This is a genomic window from Megasphaera hominis, assembly GCF_014269395.1.
Classification (GTDB): Bacteria; Bacillota; Negativicutes; order Veillonellales; family Megasphaeraceae; genus Megasphaera; species Megasphaera hominis.
The window spans coordinates 25,580-47,530 of record NZ_JACOGK010000009.1 but is presented as its reverse complement, the minus strand read 5'-3'; the positions used below and the strand labels follow the sequence as shown (position 1 = coordinate 47,530).

At 52.1% G+C, this 21,951-nt stretch carries 17 protein-coding genes and 1 riboswitch; of the genes, 3 read left to right on the top strand and 14 right to left on the bottom strand.

Going from position 1 to position 21,951, the window contains the following annotated elements:
* Positions 1 to 40 precede the first annotated feature (40 nt).
* The 3 genes from H8J70_RS04465 to H8J70_RS04455 all read right to left on the bottom strand — a co-directional run bounded on the left by H8J70_RS04465 (position 41) and on the right by H8J70_RS04455 (position 4,811).
* Positions 41 to 1,018, bottom strand: a complete 978-nt coding sequence (locus tag H8J70_RS04465; protein WP_186502661.1) for a resuscitation-promoting factor — start codon at positions 1,016 to 1,018, stop codon at positions 41 to 43.
* A gap of 121 nt (positions 1,019 to 1,139) precedes the next feature.
* Positions 1,140 to 3,251, bottom strand: coding sequence for a polyphosphate kinase 1 (ppk1, locus tag H8J70_RS04460; RefSeq protein WP_186502660.1), 2,112 nt, complete (start codon positions 3,249 to 3,251; stop codon positions 1,140 to 1,142).
* Between the two features lie 3 nt (positions 3,252 to 3,254).
* The gene (locus tag H8J70_RS04455) at positions 3,255 to 4,811 is read right to left on the bottom strand and encodes a Ppx/GppA phosphatase family protein (protein ID WP_186502659.1); all 1,557 of its coding nucleotides are present in this window, start codon (positions 4,809 to 4,811) and stop codon (positions 3,255 to 3,257) included.
* Between the two features lie 260 nt (positions 4,812 to 5,071).
* Here H8J70_RS04455 and H8J70_RS04450 point away from each other — a divergent pair, with 260 nt between their 5' ends.
* Positions 5,072 to 6,601 carry a Ppx/GppA phosphatase family protein gene (locus tag H8J70_RS04450; protein ID WP_186502658.1) on the top strand — a complete coding sequence of 510 codons (1,530 nt, stop codon included), beginning with the start codon at positions 5,072 to 5,074 and terminating at the stop codon, positions 6,599 to 6,601.
* 84 nt (positions 6,602 to 6,685) lie between these two features.
* On the opposite strand, the gene thiC is transcribed toward H8J70_RS04450, so the two are convergent.
* The gene (gene thiC, locus H8J70_RS04445; protein ID WP_186502657.1) at positions 6,686 to 7,996 is read right to left on the bottom strand and encodes a phosphomethylpyrimidine synthase ThiC; all 1,311 of its coding nucleotides are present in this window, start codon (positions 7,994 to 7,996) and stop codon (positions 6,686 to 6,688) included.
* Between the two features lie 68 nt (positions 7,997 to 8,064).
* Positions 8,065 to 8,162: riboswitch (TPP riboswitch) on the bottom strand.
* A gap of 307 nt (positions 8,163 to 8,469) precedes the next feature.
* Between thiC and H8J70_RS04440 the strand changes: the two genes are divergently transcribed.
* Both H8J70_RS04440 and H8J70_RS04435 read left to right on the top strand, forming a co-directional pair.
* On the top strand, positions 8,470 to 9,192 hold the full coding sequence (locus tag H8J70_RS04440) for an SIMPL domain-containing protein (RefSeq protein ID WP_186502656.1): 723 nt from the start codon (positions 8,470 to 8,472) through the stop codon (positions 9,190 to 9,192).
* A gap of 163 nt (positions 9,193 to 9,355) precedes the next feature.
* Positions 9,356 to 10,846 carry a WG repeat-containing protein gene (locus tag H8J70_RS04435; RefSeq protein WP_186502655.1) on the top strand — a complete coding sequence of 497 codons (1,491 nt, stop codon included), beginning with the start codon at positions 9,356 to 9,358 and terminating at the stop codon, positions 10,844 to 10,846.
* 91 nt (positions 10,847 to 10,937) lie between these two features.
* On the opposite strand, the gene H8J70_RS04430 is transcribed toward H8J70_RS04435, so the two are convergent.
* The 10 genes from H8J70_RS04430 to mreC form a co-directional block, all read right to left on the bottom strand.
* Positions 10,938 to 11,312 (bottom strand): hypothetical protein, encoded by a 375-nt coding sequence (locus H8J70_RS04430; RefSeq protein ID WP_186502654.1) that lies wholly within the window; start codon positions 11,310 to 11,312, stop codon positions 10,938 to 10,940.
* An 11-nt stretch (positions 11,313 to 11,323) separates the two neighbouring features.
* On the bottom strand, positions 11,324 to 12,250 hold the full coding sequence (locus tag H8J70_RS04425) for a lipase family protein (RefSeq protein WP_186502653.1): 927 nt from the start codon (positions 12,248 to 12,250) through the stop codon (positions 11,324 to 11,326).
* Between the two features lie 94 nt (positions 12,251 to 12,344).
* On the bottom strand, positions 12,345 to 13,778 hold the full coding sequence (locus H8J70_RS04420; RefSeq protein ID WP_186502652.1) for an Rne/Rng family ribonuclease: 1,434 nt from the start codon (positions 13,776 to 13,778) through the stop codon (positions 12,345 to 12,347).
* Positions 13,779 to 13,820: 42 nt separating this feature from the next.
* Positions 13,821 to 14,531, bottom strand: coding sequence for a TIGR03936 family radical SAM-associated protein (locus H8J70_RS04415; protein ID WP_186502651.1), 711 nt, complete (start codon positions 14,529 to 14,531; stop codon positions 13,821 to 13,823).
* On the bottom strand, positions 14,506 to 16,431 hold the full coding sequence (locus tag H8J70_RS04410; RefSeq protein ID WP_186502650.1) for a TIGR03960 family B12-binding radical SAM protein: 1,926 nt from the start codon (positions 16,429 to 16,431) through the stop codon (positions 14,506 to 14,508). The genes H8J70_RS04415 and H8J70_RS04410 overlap by 26 nt, the downstream gene beginning before the upstream one ends.
* A 43-nt stretch (positions 16,432 to 16,474) precedes the next feature.
* Positions 16,475 to 17,575, bottom strand: coding sequence for a rod shape-determining protein RodA (rodA, locus tag H8J70_RS04405; protein WP_186502649.1), 1,101 nt, complete (start codon positions 17,573 to 17,575; stop codon positions 16,475 to 16,477).
* 12 nt (positions 17,576 to 17,587) lie between these two features.
* Positions 17,588 to 18,616, bottom strand: a complete 1,029-nt coding sequence (locus H8J70_RS04400) for an AAA family ATPase (RefSeq protein WP_186502648.1) — start codon at positions 18,614 to 18,616, stop codon at positions 17,588 to 17,590.
* Positions 18,617 to 18,648: 32 nt separating this feature from the next.
* Positions 18,649 to 20,490, bottom strand: a complete 1,842-nt coding sequence (gene mrdA / locus H8J70_RS04395) for a penicillin-binding protein 2 (protein WP_186502647.1) — start codon at positions 20,488 to 20,490, stop codon at positions 18,649 to 18,651.
* Positions 20,491 to 20,523: 33 nt separating this feature from the next.
* Positions 20,524 to 21,033 (bottom strand): rod shape-determining protein MreD, encoded by a 510-nt coding sequence (gene mreD / locus H8J70_RS04390; RefSeq protein WP_186502646.1) that lies wholly within the window; start codon positions 21,031 to 21,033, stop codon positions 20,524 to 20,526.
* Positions 21,030 to 21,950, bottom strand: coding sequence for a rod shape-determining protein MreC (gene mreC, locus H8J70_RS04385; RefSeq protein WP_186502645.1), 921 nt, complete (start codon positions 21,948 to 21,950; stop codon positions 21,030 to 21,032). The genes mreD and mreC overlap by 4 nt, the downstream gene beginning before the upstream one ends.
* Between the last annotated feature and the right edge of the window lies 1 nt (position 21,951).

Here is a 21,951-nt window from a genome sequence, read left to right as displayed (position 1 = left end):
AAAGAGCAGTCCCTTTTTGGACTGCTCTTTTTGTGTATCATCATTCGAGGATGTAGACGAGAACGGTTTTGCGGCCGAATTGCATGCACTGGTTATAGTCGAGCATGCACAGATCGACGCGGTTACCTAAGATATCACTGCCTGTATCTTCTGCCCGGGCCACACCGTAGCCGGGAATGTAAACGGTCGTACCGAGGGGAATGACGTTCGGATCGACGGCAATTTCGCCGTAGCGGGCGCGCGTTCCCATCTTCGTAATGCCCCGGCCATCGCCATCGGTTGGCAAATACGCTGTAGCCACCATGGTATAGACGGCTTTGTATTTGGAAATGGTGCCCGTGTTGATTTCTACCGTTTCCTTCGTGCCTACGTGGCGGATGAGAGGCTGCATTTCTGTGACGAGGGTCGTCGAGATGGGTTCCTTGCCAATGACCTGTCCGTCCAGGCTGACGAGGTTGGTCTTGACGGTCTTCCGGCCGTTAACCCCTTCTTGGAGGACCTTTTCTTCTCCTTGGCCCAGCGTTTCGTCCGGAATACTTTCGATTGCGAAGGGAACGACTTCATCTTCTGTAATTTCCTTACGCGACAAAGCACCGACCTTAATGGTCATGCCGGACTTGACCGGCGCCTTGACATCACCGTAGGCCCGGTAGTTTTCTGCATCATACCCGGCCTGTACAACAGCTTCACCTACAGTCTGTTTAGCTGTCGCAAGGGTTTTCTTTTGATTCCGGAATTCAATCGTTACAGGCACAGCACGGCGTACTATGGCCAGCGTGCCATCCTGCAGCTTTTCTGTGGACAAGACGACTTCATCGTCCGGCCCGAGAGTAATATTATTTTCCCGCATGAGCGCTTTGGCGTTCACAGCGTGCGTATATACAGTCTGCGCATGACCATCCGCATCAATCGTGACAGACTTGCCGCGATCGACGAAGCCTGCCAGGGAGACAGCTACGAGCAGTACGATCAAGGTCACATACATGCTCGTTATGCGCCGGGATATGCGTTTTCCCATGCCATTCCTCCTTATTCTGACCAAACACCTTATCCCTCGATTTTATCAGAAGTGGGAGTGAATGTCAAAACAAGGCCTATTTTAGGCAGGATTTGTGTCAAAATTGTAACATTTAGACCGTTTAGAGGCCCTTTATTTGTCTTTTCAGGCCCAGTTCGCGCAGTTCCCGCGTATGGGCTTCGGCCATTTCCTGCAGCTGCTTTTGTGAGTGAATGGCTTCGCCCTGGCGGCTGTCCGAGAAATACCGGTAGGTGCCGTCACTGTTCATGGCATAGGCCTTGACGTTATCCTTGAAATACAACGACAGAATTTTCTTGATCCGTTCCTTATGGGGCTTATATTCGATAGGAATCATAAGCTCTACCCGTTCATTCAGGTTACGGGGCATCCAGTCTGCCGAAGAAATGAAGACGTCTTCCTTGCCGTTATTGTGGAAGCAGAAGAGACGGCTGTGTTCTAGGTAACGGCCGACGACGCTATGGACTTCAATATTTTCACTCAGCCCTGGCACGCCGGGACGGAGGACACAAATGCCACGCACAATCAGGCGGATATGAACACCGGCCTGAGACGCTTCATAGAGCTTGGCAATGACTTCCTTATCGAGGAGGGAGTTCATCTTAGCTGTAATGGAAGCCTTTTTTCCGGCTTTGGCCCAGGCGATTTCCCGATCAATTTCTTCATAAATCCGTTCGCGCAGGTTAATAGGCGCCACGGCGAGCTTATTCCATTGGGGTGAATCGGAATATCCTGACAGGAGATTGAAGAAAGCCGATGCGTCCACGCCGATGAGCGTATTCGCTGTAAAAACGCCTACGTCTGTATAGATACGGGCGGTCTTACCGTTATAGTTGCCTGTTGCCAAATGGACGTAACGGCGGATGCCGTCTTCTTCGCGGCGTACAACGAGGGTAATCTTCGAATGGGTCTTCAGGCCCATAATACCATAGATAACGTGGCAGCCGGCTTTTTCCAGCTTGGCCGCCATGTGAATGTTGTTTTCTTCATCAAAGCGGGCCTTCACTTCCATGAGAACCGTGACCTGCTTGCCGTTTTCCGCAGCCTGGGCCAGAGCGGCAATAATCAGGGACTTACTGCTTACACGGTATAAGGTCTGTTTAATAGCCAGGACATTCGGGTCCGTTGCAGCCTGACGGATAAATTCTTCTACCGTATCAAAGGTTTCGTACGGATGGTGTACCATAATATCATTTTCTGCAATGGCACTCCACAGATCCGGTGCCTCTGATTTGCCCAGCTCCCATGACGGCTGAGGGAAGGCCGGCGGATAACGCAGATAATCATACCCTTTAATGCCCGTAAAAGAGAAAAAGACCTTCAGATCTAACGGGCCGGGAATGGTATAAACGTCCTTTTCTTCGAGCTGCAACTCTGTCATGAGGAGGCTCCGTACCATACGGCTTGCTGCTTCATGCAGTTCCAGGCGGACAGCGGCGCCTTTTCTGCGCTTTTTCAAAGACTTGACTACTTCGGCCAGCAGATCTTCTGCGTCGTCATCGATGTCCAAATCTGCATCACGAGTTACGCGGAAAGGCGTCGTCTCCAGGATCTCGCAACCCAGGAAAAACCGTTCGGCAAAGGTGCTGAGGATGTCTTCCAAAAAGAGGAAGCGCTTTTCCCGTGTGCCATCCTGCACAGGTACGGCGATGATGCGGTCCAGTACAGGCGACGGCACCGGCAGGATAGCTGTCTTTACGCTGTCATCCCCTTCGCGGCGGCGCAGGAGAACAGCCAGGTTAAGGCTCAGGCTGCTGAGGAAGGGAAAGGGATGGCTCGGATCGACAGCCATAGGCGTGACGACCGGGTAAATTTCCCGTTCAAAGTAGCTTTCAAGCCACATAAACTCTTCTTCATTCAGCTCTTCCGGCGTAACAAAACGCAGGCCTTCACTAGCCAGACGCTGGCGCAGGCTCTGCAGATACGTATACTGCTGGTGTACTTGTTCATGTACCATCGTTTCGATTGCATCGAACTGTTCCTGCGGCGTCATACCGGCAATATCGTGATGATCCAGTTCACTTTCGACAAGGTGTTTAACACCGGCTACGCGGATCATAAAAAATTCATCTAAATTGGAAGCACTGATGGCAATAAAGTTCAGCTGTTCCAGGAGCGGATTCGACGGTACCGTCGATTCACGCAATACCCGTTCATTAAATTTCACCCACGTGCATTCGCGGTTAAGAAAATTCTGAGGATCTGTATATTCCACGGCTTACACCTGTCCTTTCACAAGCTTCGGCGTTACACCGAAGACTTCTTCAAAATTAACGCTGACCTTGGCAAACATCCACCGTTCCAGGGAAATGTCGAGACGCCGTTCATAATGAACGATCAGTTCTTCCTCTTGTAGTTCTGCCCGGATGGCTGTAATCTTGCCTGTATGACTTTTATCGAGAGCATCGGCCAAGGAGAAAATGGCCTGCAGCTTCGACACGAGAAGTTCGATTTCCGGTTCCAGCCGCCGTTCGACAATATCTGCGGAAAGATCTGTCGTAGCACTCATATTAACGTATGCCGCTACACAAGCGACGACTTCCTTTTCTTCGTCGGTCAGTCCGAAAAGATCTGTCCGGCGGATCAGTTCGTACGAGCAAACGCGGTGCTTGCGCATGTTGATAAACTTACCCGTTTCGTGCAGAATCGCCGCCAACCGCAGCAGATACCCTGCCCGTTCGCTCATGCCACCGAGCTTTTGCATTGCTTTAAAAAGTGTGGCCGAGTAGCTTTCTACGCGGGCCGAATGGGCCGGATCGTAGAGATACCGGCTGGCAATGGTACGGGCCAGGCCGAGGAGCAGGGCGTGCTGGTGCTCCCTGTAAGGCGCATTGGTCGTTTCTGCAATATAGTGCATGGAATAGCCTTCTGTAAAGGTCGTGCGCATGAGGACGATCATATCCACATCGATAGTGCGGAACAATTCATAATAAAGCATAATCGTCGGCATGATGACGTTAGCCAGCCCTTCGGACAGGCCGCAATTTTGCACCAGCTTGATGGGTGTCAGGCCGTGGAAGGACTGGACGAACTGAATGAAATCGCGGGGCCTGATGAGGGTCACGCCGTTTTGTGGCTCCATATGCATAAGGCGCCCTAAGAGCACTGCTGATTTTCCCGAAAGGACGACGTACTGAATCTGGTGAGCCTGGACGTTTGCCCATAAAGGGGCCAGGTTGCCATGAATGAATTCCCGCACAGCCGTAGGAAAAGATAAGTGCTGGCGCTGCTTTTTCGTAAAGTTCTCCAAAATCCGCAGGGAGCCGAGGTACACATTTTCCTGAAACAGGAGTTCATCGTTCTGCCAGCACGTAAGCCCCATGCCACCGGACGTGATGTCGATGAGGAGTACGGCCTGGCTGGCAAAATTAAATTTCCCTTTGAGCACGTGATAGTAAAGGCCAAAGAATTTGTAGTAAATTTCCTTAGCCATATGGACCACTTCTACAGTAAAGCCCGTACGCACGTAGATCTGGTCTAATGCGTTGAGCATATTATCGGCTTCGCGGATCGCAGTCGTCGTAATCACTCGTACATCGGTCACATCATAGTCCTTTAGGAGCTGGCGGAAACCCGTCAGGATACGGCAGATTTCATTGAGCGACTGGAAGCTGACGTGATGGGTCTTGAAGACCTCTTCGCCATATTCCACTTCCTGGGACACATTTTCTATGACCTCCATATCATCCAGGGACGTGAAGGAAATAATCTTCATGGCCATGTTTACGGTACCGATATGGATGATACCAAAGTAGTGCCTGGTATTATTTTCCATAGTAAAACCTCGCTGTTCTCTCAATATTCTCACTTTACTTCATTTCATTATACATGATTTGTGACGATTATACTTTCTTTTTTAGTATAAATTATGTAAAATTATAGACAGACCTGGTATATTGCCGGTGTTATATATGTTAAAATCTAGACAGACGTACGACAGTCGCTGCTGTAATAAGCAATTACGGATTGTTTTCAGCACACTGTTTTTTTGTACCGTTTTTCGTGCCATAAGGATAAGCAAAGTGAGGTATACCAATGGAAAAAATAGCCATCATTGATATGGGGTCCAACTCCATCCGTTTCGTCGCCCTGCAAATCGCAGATAACGGCGCCTATTCCTTTCTCTATCAGGAAAAAGAAGCCATCCGTCTCGGCCATGGCCTGAGCGTTTCCGGTGAGCTAAGCGATGCAGGCATGGAACGGGCACTGACCTGTCTCAAGGTCTACAAGCACATGATGGACGTCGGCGACATACACAATTGTCTGGCTGTAGCTACAGCAGCAGTGCGTAATGCCAAAAACGGCGCCGCGTTTCTCCAGCGCATTAACGCCGAAACAGGCATTACCATGGAAGTCATTACAGGTGAACGGGAAGCCTACTTGGGCTACCTGGGCGTCATCAATACGATTAACGCCCAGGATTTCGTCCTCTTCGACTTGGGCGGTGCCAGCGTGGAACTGTCCCTCGTACGGGGCGGTAAGGTCGAAAAGGCCGTCTCCGTTCCTATCGGGGCCGTTACCCTGACGGAACGCTTCAACACCAGTACGGACCCGGGCGAAACAGCTCTGACAGCGTGCCGCGAGTACATTATGGAAGAGCTGGAAGACGTTGCCTATATTGCCGGCACGGGCCTGCCTCTCATCGGTATTGGCGGCACAGCCCGTACCTTTGCCAAAATGGACCAGCGCGCTACGGGCTATGAGCTGCAAAAGATTCACAACTACATCTTGTCGTACGACAACTTTATGGAGCTGGCCCGTACGCTTACTAATACGCCGGCAACCGAACGGAAAAAGATCCCCGGCCTTTCTGCCGACCGGGCTGACCTCATTTTAGCCGGTACGGCCGTCATTGAGGCCCTCTTTGAAATGACCGGCAGCAGCGAAATGATCATCAGCGGCTGCGGCCTCCGTGAAGGCCTTTTCTTTGAATATTACGCCGCCCTCAACCAGGCAGACAGCCCGTGCTTTGACGACATTCTCGACGCGAGCATTGCCAACTACTTAAAGACCGTACCGGGCATGAATCCGGCTCACATCCGCCAGGTCACGCGAATTTCGGAGCTTCTCTTCGATCTCTTACAGCCTCTGCACGGGTACGGGCCGAAGGAAAAACGTCTCCTCGTTACAGCGGCCAAGATGCACGATGTTGGCAAGGTCATCAACTATTACGACCACGCCCGCCATTCAGCCTTCATCATCGGCCATGCACCCCTCTATGGCCTGACCCAGATGGAACAGATTAATGCTTCCTTCATTGCCGGCTTCCATCACGGCATTAGCCGCCGGACTATGCGGGCGTACCGCTACGGCACGATGCCGTCAGAAGACGATTGGACCATGATCCGCCGCCTGTCGACACTCCTGGCTCTGGCCGAAGCATCAGACCTGACGTACGAACAGCTCGTAGAAAATATAGAAATGACGTACGCTGAAAACGTCGTCGTCCTGGTCATTACGGTTACGCCGGGAGCTACGTACAACGCAGCGGAATACGAAATGAGCCAGCTCCTCAAGCAGTTCAAAAAGGAATTCGGCGCTACGCTTCTCCTCGTCTGGAAATAATGTATAGAAATTATAATATAATCCTATAAATACAAAAAAGACTCCCTATCAGGAGTCTTTTTTGTGTGCGCCGTTTCGTTGCGCTTAGCAGTCTTCCAGGAGCGATACGTCCTCGCCGGCGAGGATTTTTTTCATTGTCCGGGCCGGACACATACGACCGCACATGGAGCATGTGCCTTCACATTCAGGCTTGCTTGATTCATAGTAGCGGCGTGCTTTTTCCGGGTCGATTGCCAAAGAAATCATCTTGTCGAAATCTACGTCTACACGGGCCTTGCTCATGGCGTCATCCCAGGCCTGGGCGCCGGGGACTCCCTTGGCCAAATCCGCAGCGTGAGCGGCGATGCGGGCGGCAATGATCCCTTCCTTCACATCTTCTACGGTGGGCAGACGGAGGTGTTCCGCCGGCGTGACGTAGCAGAGGAAGTCGGCGCCACAGGAACCGGCAATGGCACCGCCTATGGCACTGGTAATGTGGTCATAGCCAGGTGCGATGTCCGTAACGAGGGGTCCGAGAACGTAGAACGGCGCATTGTGGCAGAGCCGTTTTTCCAGCTTCATGTTGGCAGCGATTTCCGTCAGTACCATGTGGCCCGGGCCTTCGATCATGACCTGAACATTGTGTTCCCATGCACGTTTTGTCAGTTCGCCCAAGGTGATCAGCTCTTCAATCTGCGCGGCATCTGTCGCGTCATGCGTACAGCCCGGACGGCAGGCATCACCGAGGCTCAGGGTTACATCGTACTTTTCGCAAATATCCAGCAGACGATCGTAGTATTCGTAGAACGGGTTTTCCTTCTTGTTCATTTCCATCCAGGCAAAAAGGAGGGACCCGCCGCGGGATACGACGTTCGTCAAACGGGGATTGCGTTTAATCCGTTCCGCTGTCTTCTGGTTCATACCACAGTGTATCGTCATGAAGTCCACACCATCTTCTGCATGCTGCTCGACAACGGAGAAGAATTCTTCTACAGAAATGTCCTTCAAGTCCTTATCGAGCATGCCTACGGCGTCGTACATCGGTACGGTGCCGATCATGGCCGTCGACATGCCGACGAGCTTGCGGCGGAATTCCCGTGTCTTGCCAAAGTTCGACAAGTCCATAATGGCTTCTGCCTTCATGTCGATAGCATTCTGGACCTTTTGCAATTCTTCTTCGTGGTTATTGTGTTCCGGTGACACGCCAAGATTGACGTTGATTTTCGTGCGGCAGTTGAGGCCGACCCCTTCCGGGCTCAAGGCCGTGTGCAGCTTGTTTGCCGGAATGGCAACCTTGCCTTCAGCGACGAGAGCCATGAGGGCTTCCACACTCATCTTTTCCTTTTCCGCAACCGTTTTCAGCTGCGGCGTCACAATACCCTTGCGGGCAGCATCCATTTGCGTTGTGTACTCCATGCTAATATCCTCCTAAACATATCCAAAAAAATATACAAAAAAAAGCTCACCCTCATAGGGTAAGCTATTATATCCGGTAACAGCTTCCCTACGTCGGTATTATCCGAATCAGGTTCAAGGGTCAAATAAGAATTTTCTCAGCCTTACGGCTCCCCTAGCTTTTTATCCTTCCCAAAGTATAATACAAGTCGTCCTAAATTACAACCGTTTTTTTTACAAAGTGTATACGCCCATAGGACAGGCAACGGCAAAAAAATTCCTTTGATCGTTTTTCTTACTTTTCACGGAAAAGAAAAGTTCTCTTTTGAAAATCAAAAGTTTACTCAGTCAACTTTTTAAAAACCTACTTTTCACACTTAAAATGCCTGTGCCTTTGCCATGCCCGCAGCACACGGACAAGGTGCACGTTTCCCCTGTCCGTGTTATAATAAGGCCAGGAAATACCACTATAAGCTCAATAAGGAGGTCATTTCATGAAAAAGAAATCCTTGAAAACACTGGCTCTGGCAGCCCTTCTGGCTGCATCTGTTTCTGTCGGCATGTCGGCTCCAGCCTTAGCTGCTGAAGCTCCGGCCCCGTCTGTCGTCAACGTAACAGGCTATGCTGAACAGGAAGTTGCCCCGGATACGGCCTACATTACTGTCGGTATGGAAAGTACAGATGCCAACGCCCAGAAAGCCCGGACCGATAACAATACAGTCATGAACAATGTGACTAACGCCGTTAAACTCATGGGTGTCAGCAAAGACGACATGAAGACGACAGGCTTTTCTATGCAGCCGAACTACAACGACAAAGGCAAAATCGTTTCCTACACGGTAACCAACAACTTGTCCATCCGCGTCACGGACTTTGATCTCATTCCGCGGATCATCGAAAAAGCTGGTGACGCCGGTGCAAATCGCGTGACGAATATGCGCTTTACAAACGAACACGCTGATACCGTAAAGACGAATCTCATCAAAGAAGCCGTCCACAACGGTCGTCAGGCAGCAGAAGCCGCAGCGATGGCAGCGGGCGGACAGCTCGGCAAAGTAAAGGAAATCAACATTTCCGGCAGTTCCTCGGCATACAGCCACAACTACGCACCGATGGCTCTGCGCGCTGTAAAAATGGCTGATTCCGAAGCGACACCGGTCGAAGCCGGTACGAATACGCTCAGTGAATCCGTGAGCATGACATTCTACATTTTATAAGTACTCCAGACAAGACCTGTCCTCTTTGGGCAGGTCTTTTTTCTTATCCAGTTATTCTTATTTAGTATTCGTTATTATTCATTGTTCAAAATGATAGATATATAAATTTTACTATGGTATAATACGCTCATCTGACTCGCATTTTTCTATGACAAGGAGGTCTATGATGACTCACACACACATCACCCCGGCCCTTTTGGCCTGCCTGATCTGCCTGAGCCTGGCCGCCGCGCCTGTCCGTGCGGAAGAAGGCGCCCACGTGTACACGCGGGAACAGCACACGTATACGGCTACGTCAGCGTCTTCATCCCATGAAGTGACGAAAGAAACGACCCACGAGAGAGGCACACATACGAGCACGTCCTTTCATAAAGACCGGGCGGCTATTGCCGCCGGCACCGTCCTTTTCCCGCAGATGGGCGATTACGATGTAAAGAAGCAAAAGGAATCTGCTCATGATAAAGCGCTGCGCCAAGCCGGTATTCCCGGTGTCCTGGCCATGGTTCAGGCCGATAATGGCAAATGGGGCCTCATGGGGCCCTCTGGCAATTTGACAGTCACACCACAATATAAATCTATAGAGCCGACAAACCGGGGCATCTTCAACGTCACCGGCGTCAAACACGTCACGGCCATTACGCCTACAGGCGATACCGTAGCGCCGAACGACGCCCGACGCCAGCCGCTGCCCCTCTCACCGTATCATGCCTACCGGGACGGCGGTAAATGGGGCTTTGCCGATGCTTCAGGCCACACAGTCCTGCCGCCTGTCTACAAGGACGTCTTGGCATCCTTCAGCGAGGGTATTGCCTTCGTCAAGCTTGATACCGGCAAGAAGGTCGCCATCGACGAAAAAGGACAGATTCTCTTCGACGCGCCGTCTGATGACATGTATCCCTACGAAAACGGTCTGGCTGAATATCGCCGTCACGTAAGCAACCTCAACTGGGGCACTGTCGTGGGGGTCTTTATCGGCACGCAATTCGGTACAGGCTACGACGGCACGGTCATGGGCGGCTTCATCCGCGATGGCGTGAAACGCGGCTACATCGACCGGACGGGTCACATCGTCGCCGATAGCAAGAACCATTTCGTCTACCCCATGAGTGCTTGGGGCACGTTTATCGAAAACAAGGACCAGACGATTTTTGTCAACCGCCGCGGTGAAACCCTCTTCGGTCCGGGAAATTACGACGCCAGCGTCGGCACCTTCTCGGAAACCTTGGGCATTGCCACACTGAAGAATAAAGACAACGGCAAATTCGGCGCCCTGGACCTGACTAACGGTACGCTTGTCATTCCCTTTGCGTACGACGGTATCGAATTTTTGGGCAGTGACTGCCTCGTCGTCCGGCAAGGAAAAGAGCAAACCTTAGTCAATACGACGGGCCAGATTATAGGGACAGTCCCGAAAGCTACAACACTCGTCCCCTATGGTGACGAAAAGGTCACATGGGCCAAAACAGGAAAAACCTACGCCATCGTCGACGACCGCTGCCAGGTCCTCACAGCCTTTCCTGCTGGCAGCATCCAAGACGTAACGTCCTTTAGAAATGGACTTTCCGTTGTTAAACAAGAAGGAAAATACGGTATCATGCGCACAGATGGTACATGGTTGGTGATGCCGCAGTATAAAAAGATAACTCTCGTCTGACTTCAAGATGCGAAACAGCCCTGGTATACGTGAATACACGTACCAGGGCTGTTTTGTTATCAAACATTACTCCTATTAACTGTTATTAACTCTAATTTACTCTTAATAATTCTTTATCACTCTTTTTATTTTCTTCTCTATCAACCTCGTCATGCCCGTAAATTACGGCTAACAGAGGTGTCAGTTCTTTCGTATCTGTCGTATACTGCTCTGCCCTAAGGAGACGACCATCGATATGCCGCCAGACCTGGCTTACGCTGACCGCATACGTTTCTTCTTCCTGTTTCACCTTGTGGACGCTGATTACTTCGGTCAGCAGTTCCGTCTTGCCGACACGCTTAGCAGCTATAGCCAGGTCGGCATAGGATGGATTTTCTTCTGTATTTTCAGAAAAGACAGCTCCCCCATGTGTGTGGGACAGACGGTCCGCTACTGCCGCTTTTATGTAATCCGCACTGGATGCCAAATCCGGGTCGATCAGGACGGTAACAGGTGCAATATAGACTGGCGACGTCCCCTTTGACTGTGCCGGTTTATAGAAAGAGCCTCCATTTTGGCCCCACAAAGCGTCGTAATAGTGTCGCACGGCAAGTCAGCGTAGACGATCATAGAGTGCGGGAAATAGGGCGTATAGCCCGTTTCTTGCCAAACGGTTTCCTCCGGGAACTGGACATAGCCCATATGGAAAGTCTGCAGGAGTCCCAGCACGGGATCCCCTTTAAGAACGATGCGGTCCAAATGAAACTGGCCGTCATAATCACGGACGAAGTACTTGTTGCCTACGGCCGGAGCGCCGAAGGTAATGGTGCGGATTTGTTCCGGCCCCACGCCTTGGCCGGCCAGCCAGACAGCTGTCAGCGTTGCTGCTGCGCCGCCTAAGCTGTGACCGGTCAGGAGCACGCCGGCCGGTGCTTTTTCATCAGCGTGGATAAGAGCGGAAGCCAGGACCGGCTCCTTTGTCGTGTCCTCTAAGGGCGTGTTGAGGATGGCCTGTGTGTAGTCCCAAAAGCCCTGGTGTACACGTGGTGCTTCAGGGCCCGTTACAGCCTGGCCTTTAAAAGGCACGCCATGCGTACGCAGGTCACTGCGTACGTCAGCCAGGTTCGTCGTGCCGGTCATCGCTAAAATAGCCGGTGCTGTCTGATCCTGGGGCTTACGCAGGAGTACGTACTGGACGTCTGATTTCTTATCGCGCCGGTCATAATAGGTATATTGCCAGCCGTCGTTTGTAAATTCCCGTCGTGCCATTTGACCCGCTTTATCGCCATACGATGCCAAAGAGGCCCAGGCCGCTGTATATCGCAACGCAGCCTGGGTCTCTTCCGGCGTCGCCGGCGCTGCCAGGACAGTGCCAAACGACAAGGCGGCAAGACAAAGGGTTACGCAGGTTGCCGCTAGTTTCATGATAGATTCTCCTTGGTATTAAATGGTACTTAAATGTCCCTTTAGCGTCATCGGTCCCATAGGGCCGGCGACACTACCTCAGCTTGCCAGAAGGTTATGCCTTAGACAGGATAGAGTATACTTCCCGGTTGGGGTGGGTGCTTTCTTCAAAGTATAAGGTACGGGCCAGCTCCCGTTCCAGTCCTTCCCGGCGTTTCTTTTCTTTCAGGATGGCCAGGACGTCAGCGTGGGCACAGATTTCCAGGTCACCTTTGATATGTTTGACCTGGACCAGATGACGCAGGCGGCGGATAATCTGAATGGCCACCGTTTCCGGGGCAAAGAGATAGCCTGAGCCGCCGCAAATATTGCAGGGGCTGAACTGGACCTGATGCAGGCTCTGACGGGACTTACGACGTGTAATTTCTACCAGATTGAGGGCCGTCATGCCTAAGACATGGGTTTTAGAACAATCGGACGCCGTTTCTCTGGCCAGGATGTCGAGGATTTCCTTACGCCGTGCAGGCTGAGCCATATCGATGAAATCGATGAGGATAATGCCGCCAATATCGCGGAGCCGTAACTGTCTGGCAATCTCTACAGCGGCTTCCTTGTTGACGTGGAAAATCGTGTCCTGAAGGGTGCTGCTACCCGTGTACCGGGCACTATTGACGTCGACCACAGTCAGGGCTTCCGTACGGTCGATGATCAGGTTGCCCCCCGATGGCAGAGGGACTTCCCTGGCCATGAGGGATTGGACCTGTTCTTCCAGGTGGTACGCATCGAAGATGGGGTCCTGACCCTGATAGAGTTCGATACGGTTGCGCCATTCGTCACCCGGGAAAACCTGGCACATGCGTTCATACGCGTCCTTGTCGTCAACGATGACCTTCTTGACGTCGCTCGTGCAATGGTCCCGGACGGTGCGCATGACGAGATCGGCTTCTCTGTATAAGAGCTTCGGCTTTTTAGCCAGCTTGTAGCGTCGCTCGACGCTTTCCCACGTATGCAGGAGATACTGGATGTCGGCCGTCAAATCGGCTTCCTTTACGCCCTTGGCGACGGTACGGATGATGATGCCCATGCCCTTGGGCTTGAGGTCACCCGCAATCTGGCGCAGACGGTTCCGTTCTTCTTCATCACGGATCTTCTTCGATACGCCGATATAGTCTACCGTCGGCATGAGAACGGCATACCGGCCGGCAATACTGACGTTGGCCGTTACCTTGGCGCCCTTGCTGCCCTGCTCTTCCTTGATGACCTGGACGAGGACGCTCTGGCCAACGGAAATGCGGGTTTGTTGAATTTGTTTCTTTGTCGCTGCCCGCGGAAAAATATCGCTCATGGCGAGAAAGGCGTTCTTGCGGCGGCCGATATTCACGAAGGCTGCCTGCATGGCAGGCAGGATGTTCTGGATAGTACCGCGGTAAATGTGATTGACAATGTGGTTTTCATCGTCCCGTTCGACGGAAAAATCCTTGAGGACACCGTCTTCGACGACGGCCATGCGCGTTTCTTCGGGCATGATGTTGCCGATAATCAGTTTCATGAAATCACCTCCTGTCGTACAAGCCATGTAGGCCGAATCGTATTATTCAATGGCAAAAAGAGAACGGTTTTCCCCGTCTTTCCGTGTATAAATGGCGCGGCGCCGGGCCAGCATCAGGTCGGCTACGGCAGGAAGCTCAAAGGAGTTGACCAGAATGTCCCAGACCTCCTGAGGCTTAATGGCGCCGTCTGCCGTCTGGTAGATGCCGGCACGGATGGTGATGCGGTCGTCTTTAATAGTGCCCGTCAGGGGTTCGATGACATGGTCCTTGACGTGAATTTCCCTGGCCTTATGCTTGCCTTTTATAGATACCTTTTCGAAGGTAATATCTGCGTCGTCATTAAAGCGGCGCAAAACAGCATCAAGTCCGGCCTGGTCGAGCGGTGCTGTAGCCGGTCCAAAGAGATCGTATACGGCGTAATTGGCCATAGCCATGAGCTTCGGAGCCTTGGCGTCGATATAGTGGCCGTCGAGAACGGCAAAACCGTCGGGCGACTGGGCATTCATGCGTTCCATGACTTCCTGCACAGGTATTTTTTCTGCCAGCTCCATGTCAAGATATTCTACGTCAGCACAGACGCCAACACCGAGAGCCGAAGCAAAGCTCAGCTTCATATGGGGATTAAAGCCTTCGGAGTAATTAATGGGCAAATGAGCGCGGACGATGACGTAGCGCACGGCCCGGGCAAAATCAAGATGGGACAGGAATTGAAGGGCCCCGTCTTTTTTAACAGCTAAACGTAGTCTTTCCATGGCTAGCCTCTCCTTCCTTATGGTCCACAATAGAAACGCCTAATTCGTTACATACACCGCAGCCAGTACAGCTCAAATGACGGCAGTCGTGGGTCAGTTCACCCTGCAGGGCGCGCTGCCATTCCCGTTTCAGGAAGGCCTTGGAGGCGCCATCAGCCAAGTGGTCCCACGGCAGCGGTTCATCCACATCCCGCGTGCGGGCTGCGTAATAATCCGGATCAACACCGGCATTCTTGAAAGCTGTAAGCCACTTGTCGTAATCGAACAGTTCCGTCCAGCCGTCGAATTTGCAGCCCAGCTTCCACGCTTCGTAAAGGACGGCGCCCAGGCGGCGGTCACCGCGGGCAAAGGCAGCTTCCATATGGCCCGTACGGGCATCGTGGTAGTGGTAGGAAATGTGCTTATCCCGGATGAGGCTCTTCAGGTACTGCTGCTTCCGTTCGATTTCTGCCACGGGCAGCTGGCCAAACCACTGGAAGGACGTGTGCGTCTTTGGCACAAAGCTCGACACGGAGACGGTCACCTTGCCGTTGTTTTTATGCGTAATCTGGCGGTACAGGTTAAGCACCTTGTAGGCCAGATCAGCAATACCTGCCAGGTCTTCGTCCGTTTCCGTAGGCAGGCCCATCATGAAATAAAGCTTTACTGTAGACCAGCCGTTGCGGAAGGCGTTTTCACAGGCCTGCATGAGGTTTTCTTCCGTAACGCCCTTGTTGATGACGTCGCGCAAACGCTGGGTTCCGGCTTCCGGCGCCAGGGTCAGGCCGCTCTTACGGACCTGCTGGACCTTCTTGGCAATGTCGATGGAAAAGCTGTCAATACGCAGGGATGGCAGGCTGACGCTGACCTTCTGGTCTTTAAATTCTTCCAGGAGCTGATCGACCAGTTCCGGCAAACAGGAATAGTCTGCCGAACTAAGGCTCATGAGAGAAATTTCATTATAGCCGGAATTATCGATAATCTGACGGGCCAGCTGTACCAGATGTTCCGGTGTCTTTTCCCGGACCGGACGATAGAGCATGCCAGCCTGGCAAAAGCGACAGCCCCGGCTGCAACCCCGGAAAAGTTCCAGGACGGCGCGGTTGTGGACGATGTCGATATTGGGCACGATGGGCTTGGTCGGGAAAAAGACGTGTTCTTCATCGGCGACGACGCATTTTTCAATCGTTGCCGGTACGCCCGGTTCAGTTACTTCAAGAAAGTCGAAGGCTCCGTCTGCCGTATAATGCGGCGTATAGAAGGCCGGTACGTAGTTGCCCTGCTGGGTCGCGAGGGTCTTCAAAAGGCCTTTCTTACCGCCCGGTTTGCCCTGTTCTTTCCATTCAATAATCGTATCAGCCAGAAGCTGTACAGATTCTTCCGATTCGCCCAGGCAAAAAAGATCGATGTAATCAGCCAATGGTTCTGCGTTGTAAGCGCAGGGACCGCCGGCGACGACGAGGGGCATATCTTCCCCGCGGTCTTTGGAAAACATGGGAATCCCTGCCAAATCGAGCATATTAAGGATGTTGCTGAAGCTCATTTCATACTGCAGCGTAAAGCCGACAAAATCGAAATCGACGACAGGCGTCTTTGTTTCCAGAGAATACAAGGGATAGCCCTTTTGACGCATGAGCGCTTCCATATCGGGCCACGGTGCATATACCCGTTCAGCGGCTACGTCGTCCCGTTCGTTGAGAAGCGCATAAAGGATGCGCAGGCCCAAATGGCTCATGGCCACTTCATAGACATCGGGGAAACAGTAGGCTACAGTAAGCTTCACGTCTTCATGATTCTTGACGACGCTGTTCCATTCGCCGCCTACATAGCGGGCAGGTTTGCTGACCTTACTCAAAAGGACAGGATCTATAACAACAGTTCGTGACAAAGGAAAACCTCCTATCAGAAATTGAGTATGCATAAGACAGCCCGCAGGGCGGCATGAGGCTGCACTGCGGGACAATTCAGAAAATCATGGTTTGCTGACGCATATAAATACTCATGAGTATCCCCATGGCCATCATATTTGTCGTCAAGGCACTGACACCGTAGCTCATAAAGGGCAGCGGAATGCCTGTAACCGGCATGATGCCGCAGGTCATACCGACGTTGACAAGAATCTGGAAGGCCCACATGGAGACGATGCCTGTCGCCAGAAGCATGCCGAAGGGGTCTTTACATTCCTTGGCTGTAATGAGACCACGGTAAATGAGGATAAAATACAGAAACAGGATGAAGAGACAGCCTAAGAAGCCGAGTTCTTCACCAATAACGGAAAAGATAAAGTCCGTATGGTTTTCCGGCAGGAAGTTGAGCTGGCTCTGTGTGCCCTGGAACAGCCCCTTGCCGAAAAGCTCCCCTGAGCCGATGGCAATCTTGGACTGGATAATATGATAACCAGCGCCAAAGGGATCGGCGTTCGGATCGAGGAAGACGAGGATACGGGACTTCTGATAGTCCTTCAGGAAATGCCAGCCAATGGGCGCCAGGATGATGCCTACGATAGCTGCATTACGCAAGAGGGACATCTTAATATTGGAAATGAAGAGCATCCCCAAGGCAATGGCCAGGAAGACCAGACTCGTGCCCAAGTCAGGCTGCTTCAAAACGAGCAGGAAGGGAATGCCGACGAACAAGGCAATAGGGAGGAGACTGCGCCACGTATTGAGCTTACCAATACGGTCTGATAAAAGGGCGGCAGTACAGATGATCATAATCAGCTTGGAAAATTCCGACGGCTGAATCGTAATCGGTCCGAGCTGAATCCAGCGCTGAGCCCCTAAAGCCGACGTGCCGACAAACATAACCGCCAAGAGGACGATGAGGTTAATCCCATACAGCGGCTTGGCGAACCGTTTCAGCTTCGTGTAATCGTAGCGGCTGAAAAACAGGACGATGAGCAAGTTGAAGACAAACGCCACGCCCTGCTTGACGACGAAATCGTAATTGATGACGCCTTGGTTAATATGGGTCGCACTGCCGATAATGCACAAGCTGCAGCAGACGATCAAGATGGTCACGCCCAGCATGACCTTATCCAAATTTCTCCATTCTCTTTTAAACATTCGCTATAACTCCTAACGGCGGTACGAACGCCAGGCCCGGCTTTGGTCACGGCGCTGCCGCACAGATAAACGCGGTGCCAGAGACAATACAGCCTGGGACCCGGCCTGGACGTCGGCCACTTCTAATTCCGGTTCTGTTTTATCTTCCTCTACCGGGGACGGTCCGGTCATGTTCGGCGACAAGCTGGCTGCGGCCTGACGCAGTTCTTCAATAGCTGCAGCTGGCAGCGTCAGAGCCGCTTCAGCTGCTTTTGGCACAGGTTCGCCTGCCTCCACAGCTACGGTACCGGCAGACGGCAGCAATGTTATCGCTTCGTCCCAGGCAAAGGGCCTTTCTTCAAGCAGTGCGTCACACATGAGGGACAAGGACTGGAAAAAAGGATTCTCTCCGGAAACGTGCATGATCTCCCCGTCCTGACCGGCTGCATGAACGAAATCATCGTGGGGCAAGAGGCCTGCCACGTGTTCTGCATTCAGCGCAGCCATGGCTTCATCAGGGCTGACGTAGCCCGGCCGGGAGGCGTAAAAATTATTAAAGACCACAGCATAATTAAACTGTTTATGTTTATTGCAAAACTGCATGACCCGTCCTGTATCACGCAAGGACGACCACGTCGGTTCTACGACGAAGAATACCATGTCCGCAATGGCTACGGCATCCTTATAGGCGTTGCCCCGGCCAGGCGGGCAGTCGATGAGGATATAGTCGTACGTACGGCTCAGCGTATCGAGGGTATACTGAAAGCCCGGTGCGTCGACCTTTTCCCACGTGTGTTTCTGGCTTGCCGCCAGGAAATCGAGATAGGGCGACAAGGGAATAACCGCTTCAGCAGCACTACAACGCCGTTTCATAATATCGACGGCATCATAGAGGACCTCGTCTTGAACGCCGAAGAGCAAATCCAAGTTGCGCAGGCCCATATCGGCATCGGCAGCCAGGACCGTGCGGCCGCGGCGGGCCAACGTAACTGCCAGGGAAGCTGTGACCAGCGTCTTGCCGACACCCCCCTTACCGGAGGCTATAGCTATGATTTGGGACATGGAACTTCTCCTTTCCTATTCGTTTATTTTACTTACTGCTGTTTATTTGATGCATTGCCATTTTTACTGCTGTCTTTCGTATCAGCGTAGGCACCGACGTGGAAGTATTCTTCCAGCATAGTCTTGGCAATAGGGCCGGATGCCGTAGCACCGTAGCCGCCCTGTTCTGTCAAAACGGCAATGACGATGCGCGGATGTTCATACGGCGCATAGGCTACGAACCACGCATGGTCTGCACCGCCATAGTTTTCGGCAGTCCCTGTCTTGCCGGCTACCTGAATGGGGAACCCGGCAAAGAGGGACCCGGCTGTACCGGATTCTTCTGCAACGTTACGCATGCCTTCGCGAACCAGGTCGAGGGTCGACTTGGAAACCGACAGGGTACCTACCTGTTCCGGCGCAAAAATCTTGTACGGTGTGCCATCCAGGTTGTCAATACGGCTGACGAGGAAGGGTTTGTACTGGATACCACCGTTGGCTACTTCGCTGACGATCATGGCAGCCTGCAGCGGTGTGACGAGCTGAAAGCCCTGGCCAATAGCCGAGTTGAACGTATCGCCCAGATACCAGTCCTGATTAAAGACCTTCTTCTTATATTCTTCACTGGCAACGAGACCTGAGGCTTCACCGCGCAGGGCGATGCCCGTCTTTTTGCCCATGCCAAACATGCGTGCATATTCAGCCAATTTATCAATACCTACACGACGGCCCATTTCGTAGAAATAGACATTATCGGATTTAGCCAACGCTTCTGTGAAGTTCAGCCAGCCCAGGGCTTCGCCACCGGCGTTACGCATATCGACGAGCCAGTGACGGCCGCTATCGAAGATCATTTCATCGGCCGTAACCTTTTTGAGTTCCAGTGCCGCCGTCCCTGTAATCAGCTTAAACGTCGAGCCTGGCGGATATTCACCGGCAATGACGCGGTTTTCCATAGGATGATTGGGGTTATCGTTGATCTGGGCCCATTCTTTTTCTGTAATGCCCCGCGTAAACCAGTTCGGGTTGTACGCCGGACGGCTGGCCATGGCGAGAACAGCCCCGGTGTTCGGGTCGATGGCCACGGCAGCAATACCGTGTGTACCAATGCCGTTGGCGATTTGCTGATCCATGGCAGCTTCTGTAGCCTTCTGCAGGTTCAAATCGATGGTTAAGTGGAAATTATGTCCCGGTACGGGATTTTTCCGTTCCATTTCCTTTACAGGCGTACCAGCTGCGTCGACTTCTACCTGGCGGCCACCATCTTTGCCGCGCAAGAGATCATCGTAATACGCTTCGAGACCGGCCCGGCCGATCTGGGTGATGCTGGAAATGCCATCCTGCCCTTCGAGCCGTTTCAAGTCTTCTTCGTCGATCTGGCCGACGTAGCCGAAGACCTGTGCGGCCATATTATTGTACGGATAGTAACGGATTGGCTGCACGTCGACAGAAATCCCCGGCAGATCATTATGCCGTTCTTCTACTTGCGTTACGATATCCTGTGTCAAATCCTGGGCAAGCACAGTCGGTTCGAAGGAATTCTTACCTTTTTCCATTTTTTCCTTGAGTTTTGCTTCGGGCACCTTGAGGATCTGCGCCAACGTATGCAGCTCATCGTCAGTCAATTTTTTCTTTGTCGGCACGTACGTAACCATAAAGCTAGGCCGGGAGCCAACGAGAATCTGGCCGTTCCGGTCGTACATGACACCGCGCATGGCCGCAATCGGAATGGCCCGCAAGCGGTTGCCATCGGCCAGGCCGTGATAGTAATTGCCTTCAAAGAGCTGCAAATACACGAGCCGGCAAATCAGCGCGGCAAAGATGAATATGACGATCCAATAGAGGTAGCGAAAACGCCCGTCTTGGTTCTTTTTTTTCATTAAAGCTTCAAGCATGTATGATTCTCCTTGTACGCCTTGTCCACAAGCTTAATGGCGAAAATCCATAAAGGTGTAGTACAAATCATGGCGGCTCATTTTCCAAACAAAATGGTTGACCGGCAAGGCCAGGACGCCGTGATAAATGAGCATGGGCAGGCTGAACTCGACGAGGTACGCCACGAGATGGACATACTGGCCGGCCAGGAAGAGGACGCCACAGGTAACGACGAGATAAAAGAGCGTCGCCCCGAGGACCAGGAGCAGCGTCAAGAGCCACTGCTCTTCTTCAATATACCGGCCAATATAGCTGCAAATCGTGGCAATGATCAAATACGGCAAGAGGTGGACACCAAAGAAATTGCCCAGGACCACGTCTTGCGTAAAGCCGCCTAAGAGGGCCGTAATGATGGCCACCTTTTTGCCATAGTGCAATGACATGAGAACGACAAAAAGGAAAATCAGGTTCGGCTGGGTACTGCCATCAAAGATAAAAGGCAAGACCGTAGCCTGCAAGATGAAGACCACGAAGGCCGTGATCAGACAGACTGATTTCCTCATAATGCAGCAGCTCCTTTGACACCTTCTACTTTATCGCGCTGTGTTTGTGGTACCAGCTTCGGTGCTACATCAGGTTTGGCGTACGAACCAGTATCGGCAGACGAAAGAATGACAAAGACTTCTTCCAGCTTCGAGAAATCTACACCGGGACGAATGACAGCGTACTTGACGAAATCATCGTCGTTTTGATGAATTGATACGATCGTGCCGATGAAAAGGCCTTTCGGATAGATAGAACCAAAGCCCGACGTCACAAGCGTATCCCCTTCGAGGATATCTGCATCCTTGGCAATATTGACAAACTGCGGTTCCGTCGGTACGTTGCCGTTACCGCGGACGACAGAAGCGACACGCGATTCCGGACGCTGGACAATAGCGCCAATACTCGTCCGCGGATCCGTCATGAGCTGAACCCGCGACGAATGGGGATAGGCGTTGCTGATAAAGCCGACGACACCTTTCGGCGTGACGACAGCCATATTTTCCTTAATGCCTTCTTCGCTGCCTACATCGATGACCAGTGTATTAGTCCACGTGCCATAATCACGGGAAATTACCGATGCAGCACGGACGTTAAATTGGCGGTGCGCCGCCTTGAAATCGAGCATTTCCCGATAGCGTTTATTTTCTGCAGCAATTTCATAATAATCGACGCTCTTTTCCTTGAGGGCCGCATTTTCCTTTTCCAGAGATTCCCATTCGATACGGTTCTTAAGGCTTATATCGACGATATGGAAATTGGACGACAGCGTATCGAGGATGCCACTGGCAGCGTATTCAAAGGGAGATACGATCATCTGTAAGGGTCGTGAAATAAACGGCATGGAATCGCGCTGGCGCCAAGCCCAGCCAAAAATGGCTATGAGGATGAATAAGACGAGTACGATTATGAGACTCTTTTTACCGAACGAATACACT